The sequence below is a fragment of the Dehalococcoidia bacterium genome, assembly GCA_041649635.1.
GTDB lineage: Bacteria > Chloroflexota > Dehalococcoidia > E44-bin15 > E44-bin15 > JAYEHL01.
The window spans coordinates 1-25,740 of record JBAZMV010000004.1 but is presented as its reverse complement, the minus strand read 5'-3'; the positions used below and the strand labels follow the sequence as shown (position 1 = coordinate 25,740).

27 protein-coding genes and 6 tRNA genes are annotated in these 25,740 nt (G+C 54.1%); 18 read left to right on the top strand and 15 right to left on the bottom strand.

The window, feature by feature from the left end; translation table 11 throughout:
• Entirely contained in the window at positions 1–1,431 is a 1,431-nt protein-coding gene (locus WC562_06705) for a hydroxymethylglutaryl-CoA synthase (GenBank protein MFA5055838.1), read from the bottom strand.
• A 143-nt stretch (positions 1,432–1,574) separates the two neighbouring features.
• Positions 1,575–2,516: an SDR family NAD(P)-dependent oxidoreductase gene (locus tag WC562_06700; protein MFA5055837.1), complete on the bottom strand. Its 942-nt coding sequence runs from the start codon at positions 2,514–2,516 to the stop codon at positions 1,575–1,577.
• A 471-nt stretch (positions 2,517–2,987) separates the two neighbouring features.
• Here WC562_06700 and WC562_06695 point away from each other — a divergent pair, with 471 nt between their 5' ends.
• The 5 genes from WC562_06695 (at position 2,988) to WC562_06675 (ending at position 6,861) form a co-directional block, all read left to right on the top strand.
• Positions 2,988–3,461 carry a hypothetical protein gene (locus WC562_06695; GenBank protein MFA5055836.1) on the top strand — a complete coding sequence of 158 codons (474 nt, stop codon included), beginning with the start codon at positions 2,988–2,990 and terminating at the stop codon, positions 3,459–3,461.
• Between the two features lie 138 nt (positions 3,462–3,599).
• Complete coding sequence (locus WC562_06690) at positions 3,600–4,931, top strand: acetyl-CoA hydrolase/transferase C-terminal domain-containing protein (GenBank protein MFA5055835.1); 1,332 nt, start codon at positions 3,600–3,602, stop codon at positions 4,929–4,931.
• Between the two features lie 48 nt (positions 4,932–4,979).
• Positions 4,980–5,918, top strand: a complete 939-nt coding sequence (locus WC562_06685) for an enoyl-CoA hydratase/isomerase family protein (protein ID MFA5055834.1) — start codon at positions 4,980–4,982, stop codon at positions 5,916–5,918.
• Positions 5,919–6,305: 387 nt separating this feature from the next.
• Positions 6,306–6,530 carry a toxin HicA gene (locus WC562_06680; protein ID MFA5055833.1) on the top strand — a complete coding sequence of 75 codons (225 nt, stop codon included), beginning with the start codon at positions 6,306–6,308 and terminating at the stop codon, positions 6,528–6,530.
• A 1-nt stretch (position 6,531) separates the two neighbouring features.
• Complete coding sequence (locus tag WC562_06675) at positions 6,532–6,861, top strand: toxin-antitoxin system HicB family antitoxin (GenBank protein ID MFA5055832.1); 330 nt, start codon at positions 6,532–6,534, stop codon at positions 6,859–6,861.
• 25 nt (positions 6,862–6,886) lie between these two features.
• On the opposite strand, the gene WC562_06670 is transcribed toward WC562_06675, so the two are convergent.
• The 11 genes from WC562_06670 to WC562_06620 form a co-directional block, all read right to left on the bottom strand.
• Positions 6,887–7,858, bottom strand: a complete 972-nt coding sequence (locus WC562_06670) for a tetratricopeptide repeat protein (protein ID MFA5055831.1) — start codon at positions 7,856–7,858, stop codon at positions 6,887–6,889.
• A 73-nt stretch (positions 7,859–7,931) separates the two neighbouring features.
• Positions 7,932–9,209, bottom strand: a complete 1,278-nt coding sequence (locus tag WC562_06665; GenBank protein MFA5055830.1) for an acetyl-CoA hydrolase/transferase C-terminal domain-containing protein — start codon at positions 9,207–9,209, stop codon at positions 7,932–7,934.
• Entirely contained in the window at positions 9,199–9,939 is a 741-nt protein-coding gene (locus WC562_06660; protein ID MFA5055829.1) for a flavodoxin family protein, read from the bottom strand. Before WC562_06660 ends, WC562_06665 begins: the two co-directional genes overlap by 11 nt.
• 510 nt (positions 9,940–10,449) lie before the next feature.
• Positions 10,450–10,761 (bottom strand): zinc-ribbon domain containing protein, encoded by a 312-nt coding sequence (locus tag WC562_06655; GenBank protein MFA5055828.1) that lies wholly within the window; start codon positions 10,759–10,761, stop codon positions 10,450–10,452.
• 190 nt (positions 10,762–10,951) lie between these two features.
• A complete protein-coding gene (locus WC562_06650; GenBank protein MFA5055827.1) occupies positions 10,952–11,545 on the bottom strand; it encodes a class I SAM-dependent methyltransferase in 594 nt (197 codons plus the stop codon).
• A 283-nt stretch (positions 11,546–11,828) separates the two neighbouring features.
• On the bottom strand, positions 11,829–12,143 hold the full coding sequence (locus WC562_06645) for a zinc-ribbon domain containing protein (GenBank protein ID MFA5055826.1): 315 nt from the start codon (positions 12,141–12,143) through the stop codon (positions 11,829–11,831).
• A gap of 238 nt (positions 12,144–12,381) precedes the next feature.
• Positions 12,382–12,693, bottom strand: coding sequence for a zinc-ribbon domain containing protein (locus WC562_06640; GenBank protein ID MFA5055825.1), 312 nt, complete (start codon positions 12,691–12,693; stop codon positions 12,382–12,384).
• A 181-nt stretch (positions 12,694–12,874) separates the two neighbouring features.
• On the bottom strand, positions 12,875–13,750 hold the full coding sequence (locus WC562_06635; protein MFA5055824.1) for a nitroreductase family protein: 876 nt from the start codon (positions 13,748–13,750) through the stop codon (positions 12,875–12,877).
• A 30-nt stretch (positions 13,751–13,780) separates the two neighbouring features.
• Positions 13,781–14,320 carry a hemerythrin domain-containing protein gene (locus WC562_06630; protein MFA5055823.1) on the bottom strand — a complete coding sequence of 180 codons (540 nt, stop codon included), beginning with the start codon at positions 14,318–14,320 and terminating at the stop codon, positions 13,781–13,783.
• Between the two features lie 55 nt (positions 14,321–14,375).
• Entirely contained in the window at positions 14,376–14,909 is a 534-nt protein-coding gene (locus WC562_06625) for a hypothetical protein (protein ID MFA5055822.1), read from the bottom strand.
• A 38-nt stretch (positions 14,910–14,947) separates the two neighbouring features.
• Complete coding sequence (locus WC562_06620) at positions 14,948–15,760, bottom strand: SDR family NAD(P)-dependent oxidoreductase (protein MFA5055821.1); 813 nt, start codon at positions 15,758–15,760, stop codon at positions 14,948–14,950.
• A gap of 380 nt (positions 15,761–16,140) precedes the next feature.
• Here WC562_06620 and WC562_06615 point away from each other — a divergent pair, with 380 nt between their 5' ends.
• From WC562_06615 to WC562_06595, 5 genes are all read left to right on the top strand, one after another.
• Entirely contained in the window at positions 16,141–17,037 is an 897-nt protein-coding gene (locus WC562_06615; protein MFA5055820.1) for an enoyl-CoA hydratase/isomerase family protein, read from the top strand.
• A 2-nt stretch (positions 17,038–17,039) separates the two neighbouring features.
• Positions 17,040–17,882, top strand: a complete 843-nt coding sequence (locus WC562_06610) for an enoyl-CoA hydratase-related protein (GenBank protein ID MFA5055819.1) — start codon at positions 17,040–17,042, stop codon at positions 17,880–17,882.
• Position 17,883: 1 nt separating this feature from the next.
• Entirely contained in the window at positions 17,884–18,837 is a 954-nt protein-coding gene (locus WC562_06605) for an enoyl-CoA hydratase-related protein (GenBank protein ID MFA5055818.1), read from the top strand.
• Between the two features lie 10 nt (positions 18,838–18,847).
• Positions 18,848–20,164 carry an acetyl-CoA hydrolase/transferase C-terminal domain-containing protein gene (locus WC562_06600; GenBank protein MFA5055817.1) on the top strand — a complete coding sequence of 439 codons (1,317 nt, stop codon included), beginning with the start codon at positions 18,848–18,850 and terminating at the stop codon, positions 20,162–20,164.
• A gap of 390 nt (positions 20,165–20,554) precedes the next feature.
• Positions 20,555–20,626: transfer RNA gene (locus tag WC562_06595), tRNA-Met, on the top strand.
• Positions 20,627–20,872: 246 nt separating this feature from the next.
• Here the strand turns inward: WC562_06595 and WC562_06590 are convergent.
• The gene (locus WC562_06590) at positions 20,873–21,109 is read right to left on the bottom strand and encodes a hypothetical protein (protein ID MFA5055816.1); all 237 of its coding nucleotides are present in this window, start codon (positions 21,107–21,109) and stop codon (positions 20,873–20,875) included.
• Between the two features lie 69 nt (positions 21,110–21,178).
• Positions 21,179–22,180 (bottom strand): UDP-glucose 4-epimerase GalE, encoded by a 1,002-nt coding sequence (gene galE / locus WC562_06585; GenBank protein MFA5055815.1) that lies wholly within the window; start codon positions 22,178–22,180, stop codon positions 21,179–21,181.
• Positions 22,181–22,369: 189 nt separating this feature from the next.
• On the opposite strand from galE, the gene WC562_06580 reads away from it, so the two are divergent.
• From WC562_06580 to WC562_06545, 8 genes are all read left to right on the top strand, one after another.
• Positions 22,370–22,443 (top strand) — tRNA-Val (locus WC562_06580).
• A 23-nt stretch (positions 22,444–22,466) separates the two neighbouring features.
• A tRNA-Leu gene (locus WC562_06575) sits at positions 22,467–22,550 on the top strand.
• Positions 22,551–22,561: 11 nt separating this feature from the next.
• Positions 22,562–22,639, top strand: a tRNA-Arg gene (locus WC562_06570).
• A 3-nt stretch (positions 22,640–22,642) separates the two neighbouring features.
• Positions 22,643–22,719: transfer RNA gene (locus WC562_06565), tRNA-Val, on the top strand.
• A 76-nt stretch (positions 22,720–22,795) separates the two neighbouring features.
• Positions 22,796–22,871 (top strand) — tRNA-Ala (locus WC562_06560).
• Positions 22,872–23,228: 357 nt separating this feature from the next.
• Positions 23,229–23,963 carry a hypothetical protein gene (locus WC562_06555; protein MFA5055814.1) on the top strand — a complete coding sequence of 245 codons (735 nt, stop codon included), beginning with the start codon at positions 23,229–23,231 and terminating at the stop codon, positions 23,961–23,963.
• Positions 23,964–23,979: 16 nt separating this feature from the next.
• Complete coding sequence (locus WC562_06550) at positions 23,980–24,384, top strand: hypothetical protein (GenBank protein ID MFA5055813.1); 405 nt, start codon at positions 23,980–23,982, stop codon at positions 24,382–24,384.
• 5 nt (positions 24,385–24,389) lie between these two features.
• A complete protein-coding gene (locus WC562_06545) occupies positions 24,390–25,637 on the top strand; it encodes an MBL fold metallo-hydrolase (protein ID MFA5055812.1) in 1,248 nt (415 codons plus the stop codon).
• The last annotated feature ends 103 nt before the right edge of the window (positions 25,638–25,740 follow it).

Below are 25,740 nucleotides of genomic sequence, written 5' to 3'. Positions count from 1 at the left end.
CTAGGCTTCCCGCGGAATGCGGCACTTCCAGTAATATGTGTGCATATTGCCGGCGTCGTGCATCTTGCGGAACGTCATCTCCACCGGTATGTCCGGCTGAACCTTGTCCTGGTCCCGGTCAGTCATCTGGCAGTAGATTCCGATGTTGCCGGCCTTGTCCTCGATATGCACCTTGGTCACTATCGTCGGCGGGTCTCCGCTCAAAGCCAGGTTGTCGATGCAGTATGTATAAAGCGTGGCCTTCCTGTCGGAAAGCCTGACGCCCTCGAACTGGTCCTTGGCGCCGCAGTAGATGCAGACCCGCTGCATCGGGTGGAAGGTGCGGCCGCACTTCTTGCACTTTGAGCCGTGCAGGCTGGTGAGCTGCTCGCGCTCCCTCCACGCCACCGGCGGGAAGGCGTTGGCCCCCTCGCGCGCCTGTGATTCCAGCGCCATGATCTTGCGGAAGCGCACGTACTTCTCGTACGTGGACAGTTCGAGTTTCGACGCCAGGTGCGTCTTCATGCCGCGGCGCTTGGCCAGTTTGGTTATCTCGTCGGTCACTTTGAGCAGTATAGCGTCGGCGCCATCGCCGTAGTTGGCCATTATAATGCGGTCGCCCGGCTTGGCGCCCTCCAGCGCGGCCACAAGTATCATCATGGCGAAGGCCGCGCCCGTGTTACCCATCTGCTTGAACATGGCATCCTGCATCTGCGTCTTGGCGTCGAAGCCGAGCGGCTTGGCTATCTCGGCGGCGCGCCGCGCATCCGGGGCGTACAGCACCACCTTGCTGATGTCCGCGGGCTTCAGGCTGCACTTCTTCATAAGGCCTTTCACGGCCTCGATGATGTTGCGTGTGTAGCCCTCGGTGAGGACGAAACGGTCCTCCCAGCCGCGCACGAAGATATCGTTCTCATTGCGCCATGTGTCGACGATGTCGTCGGTGTGGGTGAAAATCTCCTCGATCTCGCAGATCACGTTCTCTCGGCCGATGAGCAGCGCGGCAGAGCCGTCGCCGAACTCCTGCTCGTTGCCGGACTGCGGCTGGGCCGAGCGCATATCGGCGGCGGCGACCACGACGTGCTTGGCCGAGCCGCTCTTGACTGCGTCATGGGCGGCCCTCAGCGCCATAGTTCCCGACCTCACCGAATCGCTGAAATCGGCGGCGAACATGTGCCGTCTCAGGTCGCAGGCCTGGGCCACAAGGCTGGCGGTCTGCTTCTCTTTGTAAGGCGGTGTCGTGGAGGCAAAATAAAGGCCGTCCACGGTCTCTCGCTCAAAGCCTTTGAGACAATCGATGACGGCCTCCACGGCCATGGTGGCGCTGTCCTCATCGTAGTTGGCCACCGATCTCTCCCCGCCCCCCGAGCCGCGGCTCCACGCCCGGCCTATCTCGTCACGTTTGAGGCGATAAATGGGGACGTACGCCCCGTATGATACTATTCCGATCATTGAACCCCCGTTCTATGAAGGTGCTGGACTTCGAAACTCATGAAACCTCTTATCGAGGCCCGGTCTATCCTTCGTGTACGTCGATATTCGATTAATCGTAGGGGCGATCCTTCTATGGAAGGACGCCCCTACTCCAATAAACGTTATTTCTTTGCTTCCGGTACCGGCGGCGCCGGGTTCTTGTAGCCCTGCATGAGTATCTTGGGAACCATGTTTATCAGTTCGTCGGTTGTTAACGGCCCGTCTTTAATGTCCTTATATATCGCTTTTACCTCGATGGGCTCGCTGTAGATGCCGACCCTGCCGCCCTCGGCATGGAAGACCTGTCCGTTGATGTCCCAGGCCTTGTCGGTGGCCAGGTATACGATGATGGGCGGGACGTGCTCGGGCCCCGGCATGTTCAGCAGGTAATCCGCTTCTTCTTTGGTCGTCTGGCCGAGCTCGACGGCCTTCAATGTCCTCTTTTTAACATCGTCGTTCAGCGTCATTCTGGTGGCGGCGATGGGGGCGAAGCAGTTGGCGGTTACGTTGGATTTCCCCATCTCACGCGCGATGGCGCGGGTCAGGCTCACGATGCCGCCCTTGGCGGCGCCGTAGTTTACATGGCCCAGGGTGCCGCGCCAGGCATCGGATGTGACGTTGATGATGCGGCCGTACTTCTGCTCGCGCATGACCACGCAGGCATGGCGACAGGTGTTAAAACAGCCGTTCAGATGGACGTTTATCACGTTGTCCCACTCTTCCTTGGTCATGTTAAAGATCATCCTGTCGCGCAGGTTGCCGTGGCAGTTGACCAGGATATCGAGCCTGCCGAACTCTGAAACACATGCCTTGACCATCTTCTCGGCGGCGTCGAAATCGGTCACCGAATCGTAGTTGGCGACGGCCTTCACGCCGAGGGCCTTCACCTCATCGACGATCTTGTCGACGGTGGTTTTCTCGGCGCCTGCGCCGGATCTGTCGGCGCCGATGTCGTTGCATAGTATATTGGCGCCTTCACGCGCCAGGGCTAAACAAACTTCTTTTCCCAGACCACCGGCGGCGCCGGTGACTATCGCATTTCTTCCTTTTAAGTGCTCGCTCAAGTCTTACCTCCAAGCAGATATTTTGCGTAGAAAGTTTACCATATACGAATGCTTTTTTGCAAACTTCGATGCGGTTTTGGCGGGTGTTTACGACGTCGATTAGGGGTTGAGGTATGAGATGATCTCCAAACCCCCTGTAGTCCCCCATACTTTGGGGGACTTAAATAAATCTAGGGGACACCCCTAGAACCCCGGCCCCGATGTATCGGGGCATCTCTTATCTTGGATTGTCATTGCGAGGAGTCCTTCAGGACGACGCGGCAATCTCGTCGAGGTCGACATTTGTAGGGGCGAATACGAGATTCGCCCACGTCTGGCGATCACAAGGATCGCCCCTACGGCCGGTTGATGATGCGGAGGCGAGGCGAAAAACACCCTTTATTCTTGACATCAGCTATGTTATGGGTTACATTGTTGCCCAAGAGAGTGATTAAGTTATAGCTAATTAGTCACAGATTTAGTGTCAACCATATGAATGAAGAACAAAAAGAGCACTCAGAGCAAGCGAGGTTCCCGTTAAAAACCAAGATATCAATGATATGGCTGGTTATATCGGGAATTATTATAATTGTTGGACCTCAATTGCCGCTAATTGGTTTTACTGACTATCAGGAACGGAATCAAATAGTTGGCATACTATTTCTAATAACAGTGCCGATAGCGTTTCTATGGATTCTGCCATGTATATTACTATTATTTAGAAAGAAATGGGCATACATGTCTGCTGTAGTATTACTTTCATTTATTGCTCTGGCATCCCTAATCGCGTCATTCTATTTTTGGGGAGGTTACTTCTTCTACGGTTCTATTCTCCTGCCAGTAGTATGTGTACCGTTGGTTCTTATCATCGTCGATAGAGAGAACTATCTGGAAATGGTGCATCAAAGACAGTCGAGTAAGAATTATATCAGCCACAATCAGCCACAGCAGAAGTTGAAGCTGTAGTTCCCCCACTATTAGGTACCTATCTGGTGCTACGTCGGGCGCGAGGCAAAAAAATACCCTCATCCTTGACAACTTTGCCGTTCAAAGAGGATAATTGAACACGGTTTTGCATACAAACAAGGAGGAAGTCTTCCGCTAATGATGAAGGACTGGCAGCAGTATTATCAGGAAAGGACAATTACCGCCGAGAAGGCCGCCAGCATGGTCAAATCAGGCGACCGAATCGGCTTTACGGTTGGACGGGAGTCACACACCATAGGGCTGGCGATAGCGGCGCGGCTGGGCGAGCTGCAGAACGTTAACGTATACGTGCCGACACCCGGATATGACTTCGGGTGGTACGACCCGGGATGGGACGAGTCGTTCAAGATAACATGCTCCTTCCCGCTGGGCATAAACGAGCAGATGGTAAAGGAGCGTCGCTGCGATGTAGCCTTCGGTTCGCTCTTCCCCTTCGACCTGCAATATTTTAGAGAGGGCATGGATGTCCTCCTCACCGAGATTTCATCGCCCGACGAGAAGGGCTTTTGCAGCTTCGGCGCCTCGCTGTGGAACAAGAAACGCCAGGTGCAGGAGGCCAGGCTGGTCATCGCCGAGGTCAACGACAAGCTGATACGCACCTACGGCGACAACTATGTGCATGTCTCCGATATCGACTACTTCGTGGAACATAAGTCGCAATCGACCCAGGTAATGGGCAGCGGCAGCCTTCTGGGCAAGAAAGCTAAGAAAGAGACCGACGAGGGCATGAAGCAGATGGCCAAGTTCGTCGGCTCGCTCATCAAAGACGGCGACTGCCTGCAGATCGGCGTGGGCCGCTGCACCGAGCAGCTTGTGCAATTAGGCATCATCGACAACAGGAACGATATAGGATATCAATCAGAGGCCACCGTGCCGGGCATCATCCGCCGCGTACGCGAGGGCATCATCACCGGCAAGTACAAGACGGAGAAACCGGGCAAGGCCGTCATCACATCCGTGGGCGGGGACACGCGCGAGGAGATGCAGTGGGTCAATATGAACCCGCTGTTCGAGCTGGTAGATGTGGATTATCTGGAAGACATCCGCACCATCGCGTCGATGGATAATATGGTCTGCATCAACCAGACGCTGATCGTCGACCTCTTCGGACAGTCGTCGGCTGAAGGCATCGGGCCGGAGCTGTACAGCGGGGCCGGAGGACAGGTGCCGTTCCAGATCGGCGCTCTCCTGTCGAAAGGCGGCCGCGCCATAACAGTGGTTCCGTCAACGGCGTCGAACGATAAGATATCGCGCATAGTGCCGCTGCTGCCGGAGGGCACAAATGTTACAATACACAAGAACCTGAGCGACCGCATCATCACCGAGTACGGCATCGCCGAGCTGCGCGGACGCAGCCAGCGGCAGAAGGCGGAGGCGCTCATCAACGTGGCCCATCCCAAGTTCCGCGACGAGCTGAAAGCCGCGGCCAAAAAGATGTTCGGGTTGTAAGCGCGAAAGCGTAATAAATACAATAGAAAACGTTCAAAGGAGGAACGATTGAGTTACTGTAAGTATGAGGTCAACAAGAAAACCAGGGTGGCCACCCTGACCTTCGACAAGCCGGAGAAATTGCATGCTCTGGTTCCGATGAAGGATCTGGAGGAGGTCATCGCGCGGCTGTACGATGCCAGCAGGGACGACAACGTGGCTGTGGTCGTGCTCAAGGGCTCCGGCAGGGCCTTCGGCGCGGGCTACGACATCGACGCCGTGCGCTCTCGGCGCGGGCTCGATGAGGCCAAGCGCCCGCCGCAGAGACGGCGCTACTGGGGCGTCGACGAGTGGTGGGGACGCCGCGGCATCCTGCAGGCGATCCTTACCTGCGACAAGGTGACCATCGCTCAGGTGCATGGCTATTGCTACGGAGGCCACTTCGAGATCATGTGCGCCTGCGACCTGGCCATCTCCAGCGACAACGCCATTTACACGCACCCGGGCTACACCTACCTCGGCATCGAGGGCCCGATTCCGCTGTATGTTTACATGATCGGCTGGCGCAAGGTGAAGGAGATGATGCTCCTGGGCAACCCGCTGAAGGCTGAAGAGGCATGTGACATGGGCCTGGTGAACAAGGTAGTGCCTCACGCCAAGCTCGAGGCCGAGGTCACCAAGATCGCCAACCTCATCGCCACGCGCCCGCTTGACGGCATAGTGATGGGCAAGAAGCACTTCCTCATGTCCATGGACATGATGGGCTTCTCCGCCGGCTACGATATGGCCAGCCTTTCCCACACCCTCCTGAGCAACCTCAAGTTCGGGGAGAACGAGTTCAACCTGATGAAGGAGCTCAAGACAAAAGGCCGCAAGGGCATGTACGCGGACAGGGACAAGACCTACAAAGATCAGAACTGGCGCCCCGAGGATATCAAAAAGGGGGCCAAGAAACCCGCAGCCAAGAAGGCGGCAGCAAAGAAACCAGCGGCTAAGAAAAAGAGATAGCCGTACGAATATTTAACCGATAAAAAAGAGCCCTCCGATATGGGGGGCTCTTTGATTTTCGAACGCCCCCTCGGCTGTATTGCTTCCCCCTCTTTAATCAAAGAGGGGGACACGGGGGAGTTCGTGTCACCTTATCATTGCCCGGTCGATTGATGTAGGGGCAGACCTGCGTGTCTGCCCAAATGCAACGGTGAATTATTTAGGGACACATCTTTTGCGTGGGTAGAGGCGGTTCGCGAACTTCCCCTACGTATGTCTGCAAAGATTATGGGATTGCCACGTCGCCTTCGGCTCCTCGCAATGACAAATTAGCGGTACAAACGTATTGACAGATGATATCAATAATGATACTATACAGCTGTGAAAACCGATAAAATCCTAGCCTTGATGCGGCAGAATGCGAAAGGGGTGAGATTCGATGATCTGTGCAAAGTGTGTGACCACTACTTTGGCCAGCCCAGACAGAAGGCCTCCAGCCATCGAATCTACAAAACTCCGTTCAAGGACGACCCGCGTTTGAATATTCAGGACGACAAAGGGATGGCTAAAGCGTATCAGGTGAAGCAGGTGCTCAAGGCTGTCGAGAGATTGGAGGCGGGAGATGGTAACTAAGATGTCAGCGGTAAATGATAAATATACATATCGTGTTATCTGGTCGGAGGAAGATCAGGAGTATGTGGGGCTGTGCGCCGAGTTCCCCAGCCTGAGCTGGCTGGCCGATGAGCCGGAGAAGGCGCTCAAAGGTATCAGGGAGCTGGTGGCAGAGGTCATTGATGACATGAAAACTGCAAAGGAAACGATCCCGACTCCGATAGCGCTGGGGAAATACAGCGGCAAGTTCCAGGTGCGTGTCCCGCCGGAGGTGCACCGCAAGCTGGCGATAGAGGCTGCCGAGTCTCACGTGAGCTTGAACCGGCTTGTCAGCGCAAAGCTCAGCAGGTAGGCGGTGGGCACTGCCCATGCTACGACTATGGTGCAACTCCAAGCTCTTCTAAATATTCTTCAGCTTCTTCTTTGGTGTCCGCATCTGGATTTAGAGTCAGACACTTTTGGAAGTCAGCTATAGCCCCTTCTACATTTCCAAGGCGCTTCCGAATTACTCCTCGGCCAAAATAAGCTTCAGCGCTATTAGGGTCTAGTTCAATTGCACGATTTGCATCAGCAAGGGCTCTATCTTGATCGTCAAGTGTGGAGTATGTTATCGCGCGGCCGCGGTATGCTAAGGCGTTATTTGGATTAAGTTCAATGGCATGATTAAAATCGAGTAGGGCGTTGTTCATATCGAGTGACATAAAGAATATAAACCCACGACCACTATAAGCGGTATCAAGATAGGGATCTAGCTCAATAGCACGGTTGAGATCAGTTTCAGCCATGTCAAGCTCATAAAGATCAATATAGAGCAAGCCTCGGTCACAATAAGCGGGAGCATATCCCGGGTCTATTTCAATAGATCGGTTGTAGTTCTCTAGGGCCTGTTCCCAGTTACTCATCTCTGTGTAGACGTTTCCAAGATAACGGTAAGCTGAAGCGTATTCTGGATAAAGCACTATGGCTTGACTATAGTCGTCTATAGCATTATCCCAATTCTCCATCGCTTCATAGGCTATACCACGAAGACAATACGCTACAGACTCGTTGGGATTGAGGTTTATAGCCTGACTAAAATCAGCTATGGCAGTATCGAAGTCTCTCAAGCCAACATAAGCTGTTCCACGGACACAGTAGACTGACACATTATTAGGATTAAGTGCTATAGACTGGTTACAGAAGCCTATCGCTTCATTGAAGCTGTTTTCCGATAGGGCTTCTTTCCCAAGATTTACGTAGTCTTCTGCTGTCTTCTGCGTCTCAGTATTGCAAGCAGTCACCATTAGTAGCATTACAACTGCCATCAAAATGATGTTTAGATTGAAAACGACTTTGTTAAATGTAGTCATTCTTATTTTCTAATCTATGCTGAAGTTACAAAGAAACTGGCGAAGGTGAGTGCCACCTTCGCCAGCACTGAACTTACTTTATCCCGCGCCAGGCCTTCTCCAGCCCTTCACGGAAATCGGGGTGCGCTATCGCTATCAGTGCCTTGGCGCGCTGGGCTATGGTCCTGCCCTTGAGCTCGGCGATGCCGTACTCCGTGGCCACCATGTCCACATCGTAGCGGGAGACGCTGGTGATGGTGCCCTCGCCCAGTTTGGCCACGATGCGGGAGACGTTGGAGGTCTTGCCCCTGATGGACGAGTTGAAGGCGATTATTGACCGGCCGTTGGGGGCCACCGCCGCCCCGCGCAGCCACTCCCCCTGCCCGCCCACGGCGCTGATCTGCAATCCCTTGATGGTCTCGGCGTTAACCTGCCCTGCGAGATCGACCTCGATGGCTGATACGATAGTTATGAAGTTATCGAACTTGCTGATGATGTTGGGATCGTGGGTGTATGTATACGGATACAATCCGACTTTAGGGTTCTTATGTATGAACTTGAACAGCTTCTCGCTGCCCACCGCCGCGCCGCTCACGGTCACGCCCCTGTCGTGCGCCTTGCGCTCGTTGGTGACTACGCCGCTCTCCATGAGGTCCACGGTGCTGTCGCTAATCATGCCGGTGTGCATGCCAAGGTTCTTGCGCGTCTTTAAGATTTTAACCAGCGCCTCCGGTATCGCGCCCACGCCGATGCACACCGTGTCGCCGTCATTGATGCGATCGCTGACGACGCGTGCTACTGCCTCCTCCTCGGGTCCGATGGTCGGGTCCGGCCACGGCTGAACGGGGCGGTCGACCTCGACGATGTAGTCGATATCGCTCAGCGGCATGAGGCTGTCGCCGTAGGTATAGGGCATGCTCTTGTTCATCTGCGCGATAACGACCTTTGCGTGCTTCGCGGCATCGCGGTTGAAGCCGGGCACGCAGCCGAAGCTGACTTTGCCGTTCTCGTCGGGAGGCGATACGTGCACCAGCGCCACATCGAGCGGCACCGTGGTCGTGAACAGTTTCGGCGTTTGCGTGAGTGCGACGGGAAGGAAATCGGCCGTGCCGTTCTTCACGGGATCGCGGTAGTCCGGGTTTACGTGCATCGTTATCACGTGGAAATAGTCGAGCAATTTGGCATACGGCGAGTTTGGTATGACGCGGCTGTCCAGGATGTGCGTCCCTTTGAGCCTTACGTGATCGGCGGCCAGAGCATCGACGAGCGTTCTGGGCTCACCGCTGGTGCCTTCGATGAAGACCATATCGCCGGGCTTGATCGCCGCGATGGCTTCTTCCGCGCTGACCCTGCGCTGAGCTCTAGTCCCCACTGCCCGCTTCCCTCCATACGCCGTCCACGTATACCTTCTTGCGCTTCTTCTCCCAGTGCCCGCCGAAGACGGTGGTCTTATAATCATCGGGCAGGGTTACGCCCTGCTGCGTGGCGTATTTTATCATGCGTGTTATCTCAACGACCCTGACGCCGACCTGGTTGGCCATGACCATGCCGCGCTTGTCGTCGAGCACGCCGTGCTCCAGGTAACTCGGCCGCTCGCCCTGGTAGATGGTGCTGGTCACGGCCCAGCCGCGGGCGACGGGGATCATCATGCGCTTCATCAGGTTCTCCATCTGGTCCAGGCAGGCGTCGAAACCGAGACCGAAGAAGCCGACGGTGAGGTATCCGGCGACCTTGTTCTTTAGTAATTGAGTGAATATAGCGTAGTAGCGCACGCGCGACCAGAGGATGGTCAGCGGCGGCGAGAGCGTCAGCCCCCATGCCGGCGCGCCGAAGATATAACCATCGGCCTTGACCAGCTTCTCGTATACGTCATGCGCGTCGTCCTTGATCTTGCAGGGCTTCTTGTTCTGGATGCACCACTGGCAGTTCTTGCACATGGTGATGTCCTTATCGGCCAGCGTGACGAACTCGACCTCGACCTTGCCCAGGTCGCTTGACATGGCCTCGGCGGCCTTCAGGGCTTCCTTGACGAATGTGTCGCAGTTGCCGTTCAGTACCGGCGTCGCCGAAAGGCCCAGTATCTTGATATCAACTTTACCCATTCTCTTTAAATTCCCCCTTCAATTTGCTCGGCTTACCCGCCAGATTATAGCTAGAATCGGCTATGGCTGTCAATTTTTAAAGGTGTCTGGAGGGTCAACCCCCTGCTATCCCCCAATCTTGGGGGAATTGAAAAAAAGATAGGGGACACCCCTAATACCCCAGCAGGAGAGAGATCTCTCCTGCACCACTCTTATAAGCTAATCTCTCACCGGCCGGTGAGAGAGCTGTGCTGGGCATTTGGATAAAATCCAAGACGTACCTGTTCCCCCTCTTTTTAGAAGAGGGGGCTAGGGGGTGTTTCCTTATAATTATCTTCCCTCTCCCTCCGCAGGGAGAGGGTCAGGGTGAGGGCACTTATCTCATGTTTGTCATTTTGAATTCTCGCATGGAATGATGAAGAATCTCGAACCCGCCAAACAGTAAAACGCTTCATCGATCTAAGGATCAAACAAAAAAAGAGACCGGGAACATGTCCCGGCCTCTCGTTTTTCCTTGCTACTACAGCAGGTTTACCGCCTTCTGGTAGGATTGTTGGCGGTATAGCACTTGCTGCAATATACCGGCCTGTCGCCGCGAGGCTCGAAGGGAACCTCTGTGGTTATGCCACACTGTGCACAAACAGCAGGGAACATCTGCCTTCTGGCGCCACCAAAACCGCCGCGTCCACCACCACGCTCCTGCTTCTTTGCAGCACGGCACTCCGGGCAACGCTTGGGCTCGTTGGTGTAACCTTTCTGTGCGAAGAACTCCTGCTCCTCGGCACCGAAGGTGAAGGTGCGGCCGCAATCGTTACACTGCAACTCTTTGTCGGTGAAGCTCATTGGATGACCTCCTTTCTTCAATTACTGTGCTGAACTTGGTCATCCAATGTACTGTGCTAAACCCTGACTTCAAGAGATGGTCTGAAGAGAGAATTTGCGGGGTTGCCGGTCGAACTTGGTAACCTTGATCAAGCCACTGGCACGATGATAATACAAGATTTCAACAAATGCAATAGGGTAATATATACTTTTATGCAAACTGATGTCTCTTGACCGGCTCCAGTACCGCGGCATAGCTCATTACGACGGACGGTTTTTCGACAACCGTGAAACCGCAATCAACAGCTGACGACACTATATCCTCAAAGCGATCGAGCGACGTGTGCAGCCTGGGCTCGGCCAGCAGCCACCTCCCGCCGCCCTTCAATATCGCATGTATCTGCCCGAACATTGCCTCGACATCGGGAACCTCGTGCGCCATCCAGAACGTGAGCACGAAGTCTACCGGTTCCGCCACGCCGATATCGCCCGCTATGCACAATCGCAGCGATATACGATCGTCTACATTGGCTCGCACCGCGCGTTCTTTCACCCTGTCCAGCATCTTCTGCTGAAGGTCGATGGAGATCACCCTGCCTTTCGGGCCGACCAGCCGGGCCATGCCTATGGAGAAGTGCCCAATGCCGCAGCCGATGTCTACAACGGTCATCCCTTCTTTAACATATGTGCCGAGGACTTTTTCCGGACTGTGCAGCAGGCGACGAACAGGATTATCGAACGTATAGGCGAACCACCAGGGGCAAAGCTCGTGATCTAAGAAATGGACTTTGTCGAATGGCTTCATTGTCAACCCCCTGTATCCCCCAGTCTTGGGGGATCTTTAAAAAAGAATAGGGGACACCCCTAAGACCCCCGTCCTGATTCATCGGGATACCTCTGTTTTGGGCTGTCATTCCCTGACTTGATCAGGGAATCCAGAGCTGGCGATTCATGCATCTCCCCTACAGGATACAACCAAAACCCCACTCACTCAAGAATATCCAGATGGACGAGAGCGAATCTGGCAGATGCAACAAAAAGAGGCCGTGATAGAATCACGGCCTCTTTATTAACCTACTGTATTAAGGTTATCGCCTGTTTCTGCTGGAACCGCCGCCGGATGCATTGTAGCATGCGCTGCAATATACCGGTCTGTCACCACGAGGCTCAAAGGGAACTTCTGTAGCCTTGTTGCATGTGGCGCATACCGCAGGGTACATCTGTCTGCGCGTGCCATAACCGCCGCGTCCGCCGCTTTCCTGCTTCTTCGCCGCCCGGCACTCCGGACAGCGCTTCGGCTCGTTGGTGTAGCCCTTCTGTGCGAAGAACTCCTGCTCCTCGGCACCGAAGGTAAAAGTCTTCCCGCAATCGTTGCATTGCAGTTCTTTGTCAGTGTAACTCATTGGATGACCTCCTTTCTTCAATTACTGTGCTGAACTTCGGTCATCCAATACTTGGAGTACTTTGCCTCTGAGAGACCTTTAATTGGGGAACTCTAAGGGGTTGCTGGTAGAACTGGTAACCTTTGATCAAGCCACTAAGTCAAGCATACGCTACAATTAAAGTAAAAGCAAGGGGCAGAGATTTACATCGTAATGGCAAGGCGGCGATTTCTTCCACCTTCTATCATATCGAAAGTTATTATCTGCGTTTGGATCCCTGAAGACTGCGGCACTGGCTGCAATAAACCGGCTTGCCGCCATTAGGCGAGAACGGAACCTCGGTGTGAGCGCCGCACTGGACACAGACAGCAGGATACAAACTCCTGCGGGAGATGCTGCTTACGCCAGCGCGGTTGACACCTCGCACCTGATTCTTTGCCGCGCGGCATGTCGTGCAACGCTTCGGCTCTCTGGTAAATCCTTTGCTGGCGTAGAACTTCTGCTCACTGGCACGGAAGGTGAACATGGCTCCGCAGTCGACACATTTCAGTTTTTTATCTGCTAAACTCACAGGATGACATCCTTTCTTCAAACACTGTATGAACACAGGTCATCCGATACTCTAAAGGAACTTTGCCTTGAAGAGACCTCTTTCGGGGGAACTCTAAGGGGTTGCCCGTAGAACTGGCAACCATGAGCAAGACTCTGAGTTAATGGTACGATACAATCGGAATAAATGCAAGCGGCTGAACCTAGAATTCCGGCAATCCCACCCAGCTAACCACATACTCCACCTCGCCGGGCAGAGGGCCGATGCCGGGATTCAATACCTCCCACCTGCCCTCAATCTTCAACTCCCGCGCAGCAATTTCAAAATGGCACATGGCAATTCCTATATCTATCCGCTGCAGATACAGCGGCATGAATATATCGGCCGTCCTTGTGCTCAGCCCCGTACGTTTAAGATAGAAGTGAAATGAATCCGAGCCTTCTATCCTGATAATTCTCCACGGCTGGCCGTTGACCGACGATGGAGCGAGCCTTACCATCTCCAGGGGAACAGTGTATCTTCCGGCTTCGGCCTCGACGACAGGTGTATCGAGATTACTATTGAAAAAGAGCTCTCGCCACGGCCTTCTATTGGCGGAACCTACGGTTCGGTGCATGGTCGAATCCAGGACGCCTTTCCTGTTTCGCTTATATCCTATTGGGCTGACTGCGGGTAGTATCTCGTCATCGCGCAGACGTATCGCGCGGGCGAAGCTGCTTCTATTGAACGTTCCGCCGAGCCAGCAGGTACCCAGCCCCAGGTCCGTGGCATGGAGTATAGCCTCCTCGAAAACGTATCCGTAGTTCTCCAAGTCTTTATCGGCCTTCTCGACGGCGCCGGCCAGGAAATGCTTTGCCCCGCTGATAAAACCATATGTGCCGAAAGCCCTTGTCCGCCATGACGGCCCAGCCCTGTCCATAAGCTGGATTCTCACCGGCACTCCGAATGGGCCCTTATCGAGGCGGGAGAGACGGCCCTCCAGTTCCGCCCTGACCTTTTCATCAAGCGCCTTGCCGTCGTACGATCGCCAGGAACAGCGTTCCCGAATCACATCGGTCACGGGCTTGCTAAAACCCATTGAACCGCCCCGTGTATGTTTTCAAATCGTCTATACCTTCCCCTTCCACTGTTCGACCACGGCCTTGTATTTCTCGTGGATCATCTTCTTGTCGAACTCCCAGAACTCGGCAAGCATGGCATCGAGTTCATCTCGCGTGAAGTATTTCTCGGTATCCGGGAAGAATACCTCATCCTCCCTCCTGATATGCTCCGGGTAGAACTCGACCAGGGTTGTAAGCCTGTCCAATACGGTATCCAGCGCCTCCTTGTGCCCTGCGACGTAATCTTCTTTGGCCTGAACCAGCTCGGCCACCTTCTTCCTGGCGAATACGTGCTCATCCACCAGTTCCTGCATGCCTTTTTTATCTTCATCCGACATGTTTTTCTTGTCCAGGTCGCGGAAAAGTATGTCCTCCTCCTTGCCGTGGTGCGTCTTATCGGCATATATCCTGATGAAATCGACCGCCGCATCGATGAAAACCGGGTCGACCCGTTTCTGCTCGCGCATAACCGACATCTGATCCTTTATAACAGCGATCATCTTCTCGATGAGCCTGTGCTCGATCATCAAAGGTCCTCTGGGTTTCATATCACACCTCCTGATTTATTGTCCGACCACATATCAGGGCGAGATGACCTCGCCCCTACGGCTGCTTCTCCTTTATCGCGCAGCCCGGGCAGGCATATCTCATCTTGCAGTTCATGCAGGACTTCTTCCTGCTGGCCGCGCCGCTGTATGCGGATATGGCCAGTAATAGTACCAACACGATAGGCTGCGCCACTTCGAATTCCTGCACCATGGCCGCGATGCAGAATCCCATCGGTATCAGGCTCAGCAGGCCGTAGGTGGCAGGCGCAAGCTTGACGCCGATACTCGTAGCGAACTTATCCATGCTGCCCCGCTTGAACATGAGGGCAGCCAGCTTTCCCCACCCGATGGGACAGCGCTTGCCGTAGTAGTAGCAGTTGACACACACCAGCCTGCGAAGCACGACGAAGACCATAAGAACCGACGCCGGCAAGTAGACCCAGGAAGCGACGGGATGGAAGAACCAGCAGCAGGCCGTGCCGAGCGCGATCCATATCAGCATGGCCAGGTTGCCGAAGATTATAGAGCCCCACCCGAACTCCTCGATCCCCTGCTCGTATATCTTCACTTCGTTTTTCTTCTGCTCCATAACTCAACCTCCGTCGACCCCTTTCCTATATGCGGCGATTATTTGCCGCTGTACATCTTGTCCAGTATATTGGCCGCGAGCCCTATCGCCGCTTTGCGCGGCATCAGCTTCCCCGATATGAAAAACGTTATCCGATTACCCCTCCCCGCGATGTGGCTCGGCCTCCTCCCCAGGGCGTCCAGCGCCTCGGTCACGGTGGGACCGGGCTCCATGACCTTCACCATTTTTGCCTTTCCGATTTGCGCTCCCGACTCAAAATATCCCGGCGTGCGCGTAGTTCCCGGCATGAAACCGAGCACGTCGACGCCTTTCCGCCGCAGCTCGACCCAGAGGCCTTCCGCCAGTATCAGGTTGTAGGCCTTGGTCGCGGCGTAGTTGGCCACATAAGGCGTCCCCTGCATAGCCGAAGCCGATGACATCATGATTATCCCGCCGCGCCCGCGCGCCGCCATCTTGATTGCGAACTCGTGTACCAGCGTCAACGGCGCCCGCACGTTTATGTCCAATACCCTCAACTTCTCCTCCAACCCCCGCTCTAGAAACATCCCCACAGGACCGTAGGCGGCGTTCGACACTAGCAAGCCGACCTCAAGTCCCTCGACGCGCTTGAGAATCGTTTCGATGAAATCCGGCCGTGAAAGGTCGGCGGCTATCGTCACTACGTCACGACCGCTCGCTTTGCGGACCTCCTCTGCCGTACGCTCCAACTCATCGGTCAGAAGGTCGACCATCACGACGTTGATTCCCCTGGATGCGATCTGACGCGAGTACTCGGCGCCGAGCCCGCGAGCCGCGCCGGTCACCAGCGCCCACGGGCCGTATCTGGAGCTGAAGGTTCCTGAAGCCGACATATCTCACCTCCGCTGAGTTGTTGCCGTATTATACAAGAAGTCAAAAAGATTGCCAATTCATCGACCGCCGCCGCTGCCACTATATTCAGTAATTACGACGAGATTGCCGCGTCACTCTTCCAGCCAGCTTTATCCTGGAATGCTTCCCAGAGGGAAGTACTAGCAATGACGATAAATGTAGGGGCGAACCCCTGTGTTCGCCCGCGTTATGGATTCCGGTTTTCACCGGAATGACGTAAGGGGGACTGACAGGGGGTTCGGATATTATTTCCCCCTTCCGAAGGGGTAGAGCAGGGGATTCACCTCAGCTACAAAAGTTGTCATTCACCATCGTTTTAGGCTAAAATGTAGTGCACCCATTTTGAAAGAGAGGTATCCGCATGAAATACCAGAACGTACTTCTCAAGCTGGACGGCAGGATAGCGACTATTACCTTGAACCGGCCTGAGAAGCTCAACGCCATCAACGATGGCATGATGCGCGACCTGATCAAGGCCCTGGAGAAGGTACGCAAGGACTACGAGTCTCTCGTAGTAGTGATAAAGGGCGCCGGCACGTCATTCTGCGCAGGACAGGACCTGAGCGGCGAAGGCACCGACGAGGTCATGCCGCCCAATCCACGGGAGAAAACATACCTGTTCGACATGTACGCGCAGGGGCTCAAGAATCAGAACCTGTGGCAGTACATCTTCGAGTACCCTAAGATAACTGTGGCGCAGGTGCACGGCTATTGCCTGGGCATGGGACTGGACCTGGCCATGCACTGCCGCGCCGTAATCTGCACCGAGGATGCCGTCTTCGGCGATCCGTCGGTTCGGATGGGCATCGCGTCGGCGAACCCTCTGTGGACCTTCCGCATCGGACTCAAGAAGACCAAAGAGATGCTGCTTACCGGAAAGTATATCGACGGCGTGGAAGCGGAGAAGATCGGCCTTGTCATGAAGGCCGTTCCCGCCGATCAGATGGAAGAAGTAATGGCTGTTGAGACCGACGGTTTCGCCCGCTCATCAGGCATCGGCGGCTGGGACCAGCAGGGCGTCTTCTGGAGCTCTTGGATGTCCATCATGCAACTGTCCGGAATGGCTGCGGCGCGTCAGATGACCGCCAATGTTAATGTCATGAGCTCGATTCAGCGGCCGCACCGCACACTTATCGACCGCGGCGGCTACGATTTCTACCAGGTGCGCGAGGAAAAAGGGCTTAAGGCCGCCATCGAGGGCCGGGACGCCCCCTTCCGCAAGCACTTCCCCGAGCCCAAACCGAAGGCGAGGAAATAACGATGAGCACGATATTATACGAGAAGAAAGACGGTATAGGATATATAACGCTCAACCGACCTGAGGAGCTTAACGCCATGAACGATGAGATGCTGGCCGAGCTCGACAGGCTGCTGCCGCAGGTCGAGATGGATCTCGACGTCAAGGTTGTGATATTCCGCGGCGCGGGCAAGGATTTCTGCGCCGGACAGGACCTCACCGGGGTCAAGACCTACGAAGTGTTATCCGAGCCGGGCGAACATATGACCATCAAGAAGCGCATGGAGGCGGAGAGACGCCGCAACCGCAGGTGGGAATACATCTTCAACCTGGCCAAACCGACCATCGCGCAGGTGCACGGCCACTGCCTGGGCACGGGGTGCTACCTGTCCATGGTATGCGATATCACCATCGCCGCCGAGGACGCGCAGTTCGGCGACCCGCTGCTTCGCATGGGGCTGCTGCCGCACATGCCGCTGTGGCTCTATCTCGTCGGAATGAAGAAGACGCGCGAGCTGCTCCTCACCGGATGCTACATAGACGGCATCGAGGCTGAGAAGATCGGATTGATAAACAAGGCCGTGCCCCGCGACGAACTCGAGGCCGAGGTGGAGAACATGGCAAAGGGAATGGCGCTCATGCACTGCGACGCGCTGGCCCCGGCCAAGGATGCCATCAACTCGGTCATGGAGGCGCGCGGCCTGGGCGCCTGCTGGCGCTTCACCAACGATATGCAGCTCGTAATGCAGCAGCGCACCATGCTGCCGGAGGAGTACGACTTCTTCGCCGAGAGGGAGAAGAAGGGACTCAAGGTGGCCATAGAACGGCGCGACGCCCCGTTCAAGAAGTTCTGCGAGGAGAGATAATATGCCGACCGGATTTGGATGGGAATTTAAAACGCAATACAAAGAGTGCTTCTACGAGCACAATGACTACCGCGAGTGGGATTTCCAGACCGCGATCTACGAGAAGGTCAACGAACGCGTGGCCAGAATCACCCTCAATCGCCCGGACAAGAGGAACGCCTTCAACGACCGCATGTTCGAGGACCTGTCAGCGGCCATGAACAAGGCCAACGCCGACCCCGACGTTAGGGTCGTGATAATCAGGGGCGCCGGCAACCACTTCGGCGCCGGCCACGACCTGAGCTCCCCCGAGGGCGAGGAGTCGCCCCCGGTGCACCCTAATGTGAACCCTACAATGCAGGATTACTACGGCTTCGAGCGGCGCCGCTGCTATAAGTACAACGATGTCATGGAGTACCCCAAAATCACGATCGCGCAGGTGCATGGCAAGTGCATCGGCGCCAGCCAGATATTCGCCGCCGCGTGCGACATCATCGTCGCCGCCGACGACGCGCAGTTCGGCATCAGGGGCTTCGGCAGCCAGCTTCACGGCCTGACCGAGTACCCGCTGTGGCCCATGTGGTCCAACATGGCCTACGCCGGACGCGCCGTCACCGAGATGTCGGGCAAGGAGGCCGCCGACCGCGGTTTCGCTAACAAGTCCGTGCCGCTGGACAAGCTGGAGGCCGAGACGTTGCGCTGGGCTGAAGTTTTAGCCAATCTTCCCAGCGAGGGCGTGGCCGTGACCAAGGAGTGGATAAGCGGCATGGAGGACATCATGGGTATGGGCGGCACGCAGCGCGCGCACTACCACGCCCACACCGGCCTGCAGTACGTGCGCTTCCGCCCCGAGGAAGTGAACTTGTACAAGGAAAAGCGCGACAAGGGGCTCAAGGGCTTCCTCAAGGATCGCGCCGAAACGGCCACTCCGCAAGCCAAGGCCGCGGCAGATAGTGAAGCTAAGAAGAAGAAATAAGGGGTGCCTGATGCAGAACTGGCAGGATGAATATAAACGTAAGCTGATATCGGCCGAGGAAGCCGCGAGCAAGGTGAAATCGGGCGACAACGTGGCTTTCACCGCCGGGCGCGAGGCCCTGACCGTGGGCATGTCCATCGCCGCGCGGCTGGGCGAGCTGCAGGGCGTCAAGGTCGCCGTGCCCTCGCCGGGCTACGATTTCGGCTGGTACGATGAGGGCTGGGACTCGGCCTTCGAGATTACGATATCTTGGCCTACGGCCACCGTTCAGGATATGCTGGACCAGAAGCGTTGCGACGTGAACCTGCCCCTCATCATCCCCTTCTCCACCGAGGGCGAGCCCCCCGACGTGCTGCTCACCGAAGTGACCCCTCCCGACGAGCGCGGCTTCTGCAGCTTCGGCGCGTCGCTGTGGAGCAAGCGCCAGCAGATAAAGCATGCAAAACTGACGATCGCCGAGGTCAACGACCGTCTTATCCGCACCCACGGCGAAAACTATGTACACGTCTCCGAGATCGACTATTTCGTCATCCATGAATCGCGCTCCGGCACGCCGGGCACGGGCAGCCTGGGCGGCCGCGCCGTCAAGGAGCCGCCCGCCTACCAGAAAGAGATCGTCAAGAACGTGGCCTCTTTGATTAAGGACGGGGACACGATACAGATAGGCGTGGGCCGCACCACCGAGCCGCTGGTCAAGATGGGACTCTTCGACGGCAGGAACGACATCGGCGTGCACTCCGAGGCCACTCCTCCCGGCATCATCTCGCTGGTGAGAAGCGGCGTCATCAACGGCAAGCGCAAGACCCTTCTGCCCGAGCGCGTGGTGGTCACGTCGATAGGCGGCGGATCGAAGGAGGAGATGGAGTGGTGCAACGGAAACCCCATGTTCTACCTCGTCGATCTGCTTTGGCTGGAGGACATCCGCGTCATCGCCCAGAACGATAACATGGTTTCAATCAACAACGCCCTGGCCATCGACATGACGGGGCAGATAACTGCCGAGAGCATCGGCCCCAAGCTCATGTCCGTCGCCGGCGGCCAGATACCATTCGCCCTGGGTGCGCTGCTTTCGAAAGGCGGCAGGTCGATAACCGTGCTGCCATCGACGGCGCAGGACGGCAAGGTCTCCCGCATCATGCCGCTGCTGCCCGAGGGAACCGCGATCACCCTGCAGCGCAACATCGCCGACCTCATCGTCACCGAGTATGGCGTGGCCAACCTGCGGCACAAGACCCTGCGCCAGCGTTGCGAGCAGCTCATCAACATTGCGCACCCCAACTTCCGCGAGGAGCTGTGGAAAGAGGCCAAAAAGCTCTACTGGCCATAGATATTTTTCGAACTCCCCTTTTTATTAGCCCCCTCTTTATGAAAGAGGGGGTTTTTATTTTATGCGTCCCATGCGTCGAAATGTAGGGGCACAGCATGCTGTGCCCCTACGCTGCCGCACAAAAAGACGAGATTGCCACGTCGTCCTTCCATAATTAGGGTGTACGGAAGGACTCCTCGCAATGACATCCCGTGATATAGAGGTGAAGGAGAAGCTCCTTCCGGGGGAACTGGGGGTGTCCCCCAGATTTTTTTACGTCCCCCAACGTATGGGGGACTAACAGGGGATTCGGTTATTGTTTCCCCCTTTCAAGGGGGATTTCAGGGAGTATCCTTATCACTATCTTATTGACTCCCAAAGCCGGAGCATGTTATCCTTGTTCGTGCTTTTGGTAGCGTAGCTCAGAGGTAGAGCAGGGGACTCATAAGCCCTTGGTCGCTAGTTCGAATCTAGCCGCTACCAGTTTTTTGTTTTTCGGCGTTGCTGATTCTTTTTTCATTGCTCGGCGTGTCCTTCCATGATATTGAGGTATATGGAAGGATTAAGGGTGTCCCGTAGAGACGCAAAATGTTGCGTCTCTACACGATGACCGAAATATTGGGGGGATATCAGGGAGTTGATTAGCTGAATTACCCCGTTCACACTTGACCAAAACATAAGCGGCTGATAGTCACAGCCGCTTTTTCTATATACCTTAACCAGACGAAACTACATCTCGACGGTCATGAGGTAGCCGGCCTGAGAGAAGAACTCTATTTGAGATGCGACTTCCTTGGGCGAGAGCTTCGTTCCCTGAGCAATCTGGGCAATAGTGGCGGCGTTCTTCTTATACAGGTACTCGACAACCTGATACTGAGGACCCGTGGTGATGCCCATCTGCTGCCAATCCTCAAACTTCTTCCGTCCCTGCGGAGACAGAACGTAGTAATTCATATATATGCTCACAGCGCTCCCCCCCTGGAGTAACTGCCCGATCTATTAATTAAACAACCTGAATCTATCAAGCAGATCCTCTTATTTGCGATAGCCGTCGGGATAGTTGCACCTCCAGCGCCACGCGCTCTCGATTATATCCTCGATTTTCGTGTATGCCGGCTGCCAGCCGAGTTCTTTCTTGGCCAGGTCGCAACTGGCAACCAAAACTGCCGGGTCCCCGGTACGGCGGGCATGGAATTGAACAGGAATGTCCGCGCCGGTTATCTTGCGCGCCGCTTTAATCACCTGCAGCACCGAGCAGCCGCTCCCGCTGCCAAGGTTATACGCCCTTCCGCTCAACGTCTTCAACTTCTTCAAGGCCAGTATATGTGCCTGGGCTATGTCCACGACATGGATGTAATCCCGAACGCAACTGCCGTCCTTGGTAGGATAATCATTGCCGAACACGGCCATAGAAGCAACCTTGCCTCTGGCGGCGGCAAGGACACAGGGAACCAGATGCGACTCGGGACGATGATCCTCGCCGAAGCGCTCGCTGGCTCCGGCGGCATTGAAATAACGCAGGGAGACATACTTCAAACCGTATGCCCGCCCGTACCAGAACAGCATGCGCTCGAACAAGAGCTTGGACTCACCATATGTATTGATCGGCTCCGTTGGATGATTTTCGTCGATAGGGACGCTCCTGGGCTCGCCGTACACCGCCGCGCTCGAGGAGAAGACGAGGTTCGTGACCTTGTGTTTCAACATCTGCTTCAAGATCGTCATCCCGCCGATAACGTTGTTTTCCAGACAAAGCCTGGGATCGGTCATGGAAGTCCCGATAATGCTGTCCGCAGCCAGATGAACCACGGCTTCGATCTTGGAGCTCTTGAAAATATCTTCGAGCAGCATCTCGTCACGGATATCTCCCATGACCAGTTCCGCCTCTTTTGCAACAGCATCTCTGTGCCCCTGACGCAGGTCATCAACCACCACCACCTTCCTGCCGCTGGCAAGAAGCTCCTCCGTGACCACGCTGCCGACGTAGCCCGCGCCGCCGGTCACCAGTATCTTCGTGTCCTGTGCTTTCTTCGCCATCGAGACAACCTCTACAGGTAAAATATATCTGCCCAAAGATGCATCTAGCATATTGTTAAAACGACTTAATGTCAATCCAGACGAAGAAAAGCTCCCCAAAGGCTTTCCCATCCGACGTCCATAAATTCACGTCCGGAAGCCTGTCTTTACAAATATAACTGCGATGGCTAAAATTAGATGTGCTCTCGGGGGCGGTTAGCTCAGCTGGTTAGAGCGCTTGCTTCACACGCAAGAGGTCACTGGTTCAAGTCCAGTATCGCCCATTTTTCTGTGAAGGCCGGGATTTGCCGAAGTGGCGGAATGGTAGACGCGCTACGTTCAGGGCGTAGTGTCCGAAACGGACATGTGGGTTCGAGTCCCTCCTTCGGCACTTTATAATACGCGCTTGTAGCTCAATAGGATTAGAGCGCAGCCCTGCGGAGGCTGAGGTCGTGGGTTCGAGCCCCACCAAGCGCGCCATGTGGGCGGTTAGCTCAGTTGGCTAGAGCGTCTGCTTTACACGCAGAAGGCCATAGGTTCAAGTCCTATACCGCCCACCATTTAACACGTCGACAAGATGTGTCCCGATTATATCGGGGCAGGGGGTTAGACCTCTTCCCAGAGGTATACCATTACGGGCCCGTAGTTCATTTGGGAGAACGCTTGATTTGCATTCAAGAGGTAGGGGGTTCGAATCCCCCCGGGTCCACCAAATTTTTTCCAATAGATAGAACTTCTACCTGTTTGAAGGACTTACCATCGGGCGGCATAGGAAGAATATATTGAACCATACTCTCAAAAGTAGTGCTCAGAACATTTGATTAGATAAGAAGATGATTGAGGTGATGATGTAATGAAAAATGAATGCAGTATCTGTCATCAGTCTGATTCTAGTCTAATGCGTGATATAGGCTGGCCTAACCGCGTATGCCGTATTTGTAATGCAAAAGCAGTCACAGAAACCGGTGAAACTCCAAATTGGGACTCTATGGATGACTGCGGTGATAATCCTGTATTTATTGACGGGATTAAGTGTTGGCGCCGTTATCGATTCGGAGGATATGTGACTATGAGAGATAGCTATGATTGTGTGAGTGAAGAAGCATTCTATGACAAGCTAGCCACTGAGGGACTAATCGGTAGCCCATCTGGCAAGCGAGCGCTACAGGAATTAAAGATGGTAGATACTATGAAGGAATCTTATAGAAACCTCAAAGAAAAATACCAAGCTCGGAAAGCATACCCACCGGATTTCCGAGGGACTGACTATAAAAAGGGCGGGTTGGTAATAGTTGGACAGGATGGGGGCATAACTACAAAGAGCATTGTGAGAAAAGTCTTGATGCTTGATGATGAGGACTCATCGTTGTATAAGTACGTCTCACAGCATATTCTATCTCCCCTCAATCTAACTGTCGATCAAATCATAGCCTTAAATTTAGTCAATTTGAGTTTTAATACATCCCTTGCGAGAATAGCGAAGTGGGAGAGCATACCATTTGATGACTTGGTCAATGGACTTGCGGAGTTGAGCTATGATGATTTTAAAGAGAAGTTGAGTAAATATAAACCGAAATATGTAATCACGCTTGGACAGCCGGTTTTCCAATTCTTGCAAAGGAAAGCAGGGGTAACTTTCCATCCCATAAGAGAAGTATTTGCTACAGGAATAGAAATAGTTCTTGATAATGACCCGCTCATATGTCTACCCTGTGTTCATATGAGAACATATAATGTCAACCGGAAAGTTTACAAAGATCAGGATAATAGACTTAGAAAATGGGCACTGAATCAACGGCTATAAGAGATAGGAGCATTCCATGGGCTATGAAAGTTCATTGCACTTGATAGACGTGAAGATTAAAGCCGAGTCAGCAGCGGAAGTAAGCCGAGTGCTAAAAACACGGAGCGGACGCGGTCTGGCTCCCATTCGGTATTTTCTGGAAAGAGCTGTGCTCAACAGCGATGGTTTTCTTGTATTTAAATCGAGTGATGATGGCTTGGATCCGTATGTACCAGATACGGATGACGGAACAGTGCCTGCTCTATATGGAAAGTGGCATGAAGCAGAGCAGATCGCCGGCTGGCTCAAGCAGTATTCTGAGAAGGGCGGACGTATAGTGCTCCATAGCATAGAAGGCGATGGAAACGCGTGGGGATGGGAATTCGATGGCCGGGGGAGGATGCGAAAGATGACCTTCCGCCCAATCGGCAAGTGGGAATAGGCTAAATGAAACTAACCATTCATCGCGGCACACATGAAATAGGCGGAAGCTGTGTGGAAATAGAGTCCAGCGGTAAACGGCTCATTCTGGATATCGGATTGCCCCTGGATGCAGAAGACAACGATAAGAAGTATCTTCCGTCAATTTGCGGCCTGGCTGGAGGCGATGAATCTCTGCTGTCTATACTTATCTCGCATTCACACCTGGATCACTTCGGACTGCTCGAACACGTCAATAAAAGCATACCTGTTTATATGGGTGCTGATGCACGTCATATCATAGAAGCCGCCTCTCCGTTTCTTCCGGGTAACTGGACCGTGCCTTCTATCGGAGGAGATTTTAGAAACGAGACACCAATGGAATTGGGCCCGTTTACTATCACTCCATTTCTCGTAGATCACGCCGCCTACGATGCTTATGCTCTGATGGTAGATGCTGATGGTAAGAGGCTTTTTTACAGCGGTGATTTTAGGATGCACGGAAGAAAATCTAAGTTGCTTGAGCGGCTAATGTCGAATCCGCCAGCGCATATCGATGCTATGTTACTTGAGGGTTCTTCTCTCGGCAGGCTGGAATATGACGATAGTTTCCCCAGCGAATCCGATGTAGAGCAGTCTTTAGTAAACACATTTAAAGAAAGCACTGGCCTGGTAATGGTTCATGCCTCATCTCAAAACATTGACCGCATTGTATCTGTTTTCCGGGCATGCAAGAAGACGGGGAGAAGGCTGATAATTGATCTCTATACAGCTGTAGTACTTGAAGCTACCGGTAATCTTAACTTGCCTCAGTCTGATTGGCCGGAGATATCTCTTTATGTTCCCAACTCCCAACGTATCAAGATAAAAAAACTTGAGTATTTTGAGCCCTTGAAGAGACACTCAAAGAATAGAATATTCATTGAAGATTTACGGGGCATCGCAAATAAATCTGTATTACTTTTTCGTCCTTTACATATTAATGATCTTGAAAAAGCTGATTGTATAAAGGAAGCCGTGTATATCTATTCACAATGGGAGGGATATTGGGAAAAGGAGCCATATGCTTACTTACGTGAATGGTTGATGAAACATGGTATTTTCAAGGTAAGCATACATACTTCGGGCCATGCTAGTCCACAAGATTTGAAGAGATTTGTCACAGCACTTAACCCTGGGAAAGTTGTTCCGATTCACACTTTCATGCCCGAACGATATTCGGAGCTTTTTCCCAATGTGGAATTGCACTATGATGACGAATGCTGGGAGGTATAAATGAGAGCTCTGTCAGAGAATTTTATTGACGACTTAAAGGGAGGATTGCTCAAGTCTTTACTTGAACGTGTACGACAAGACGATACTCTTATGCTTGCTATTC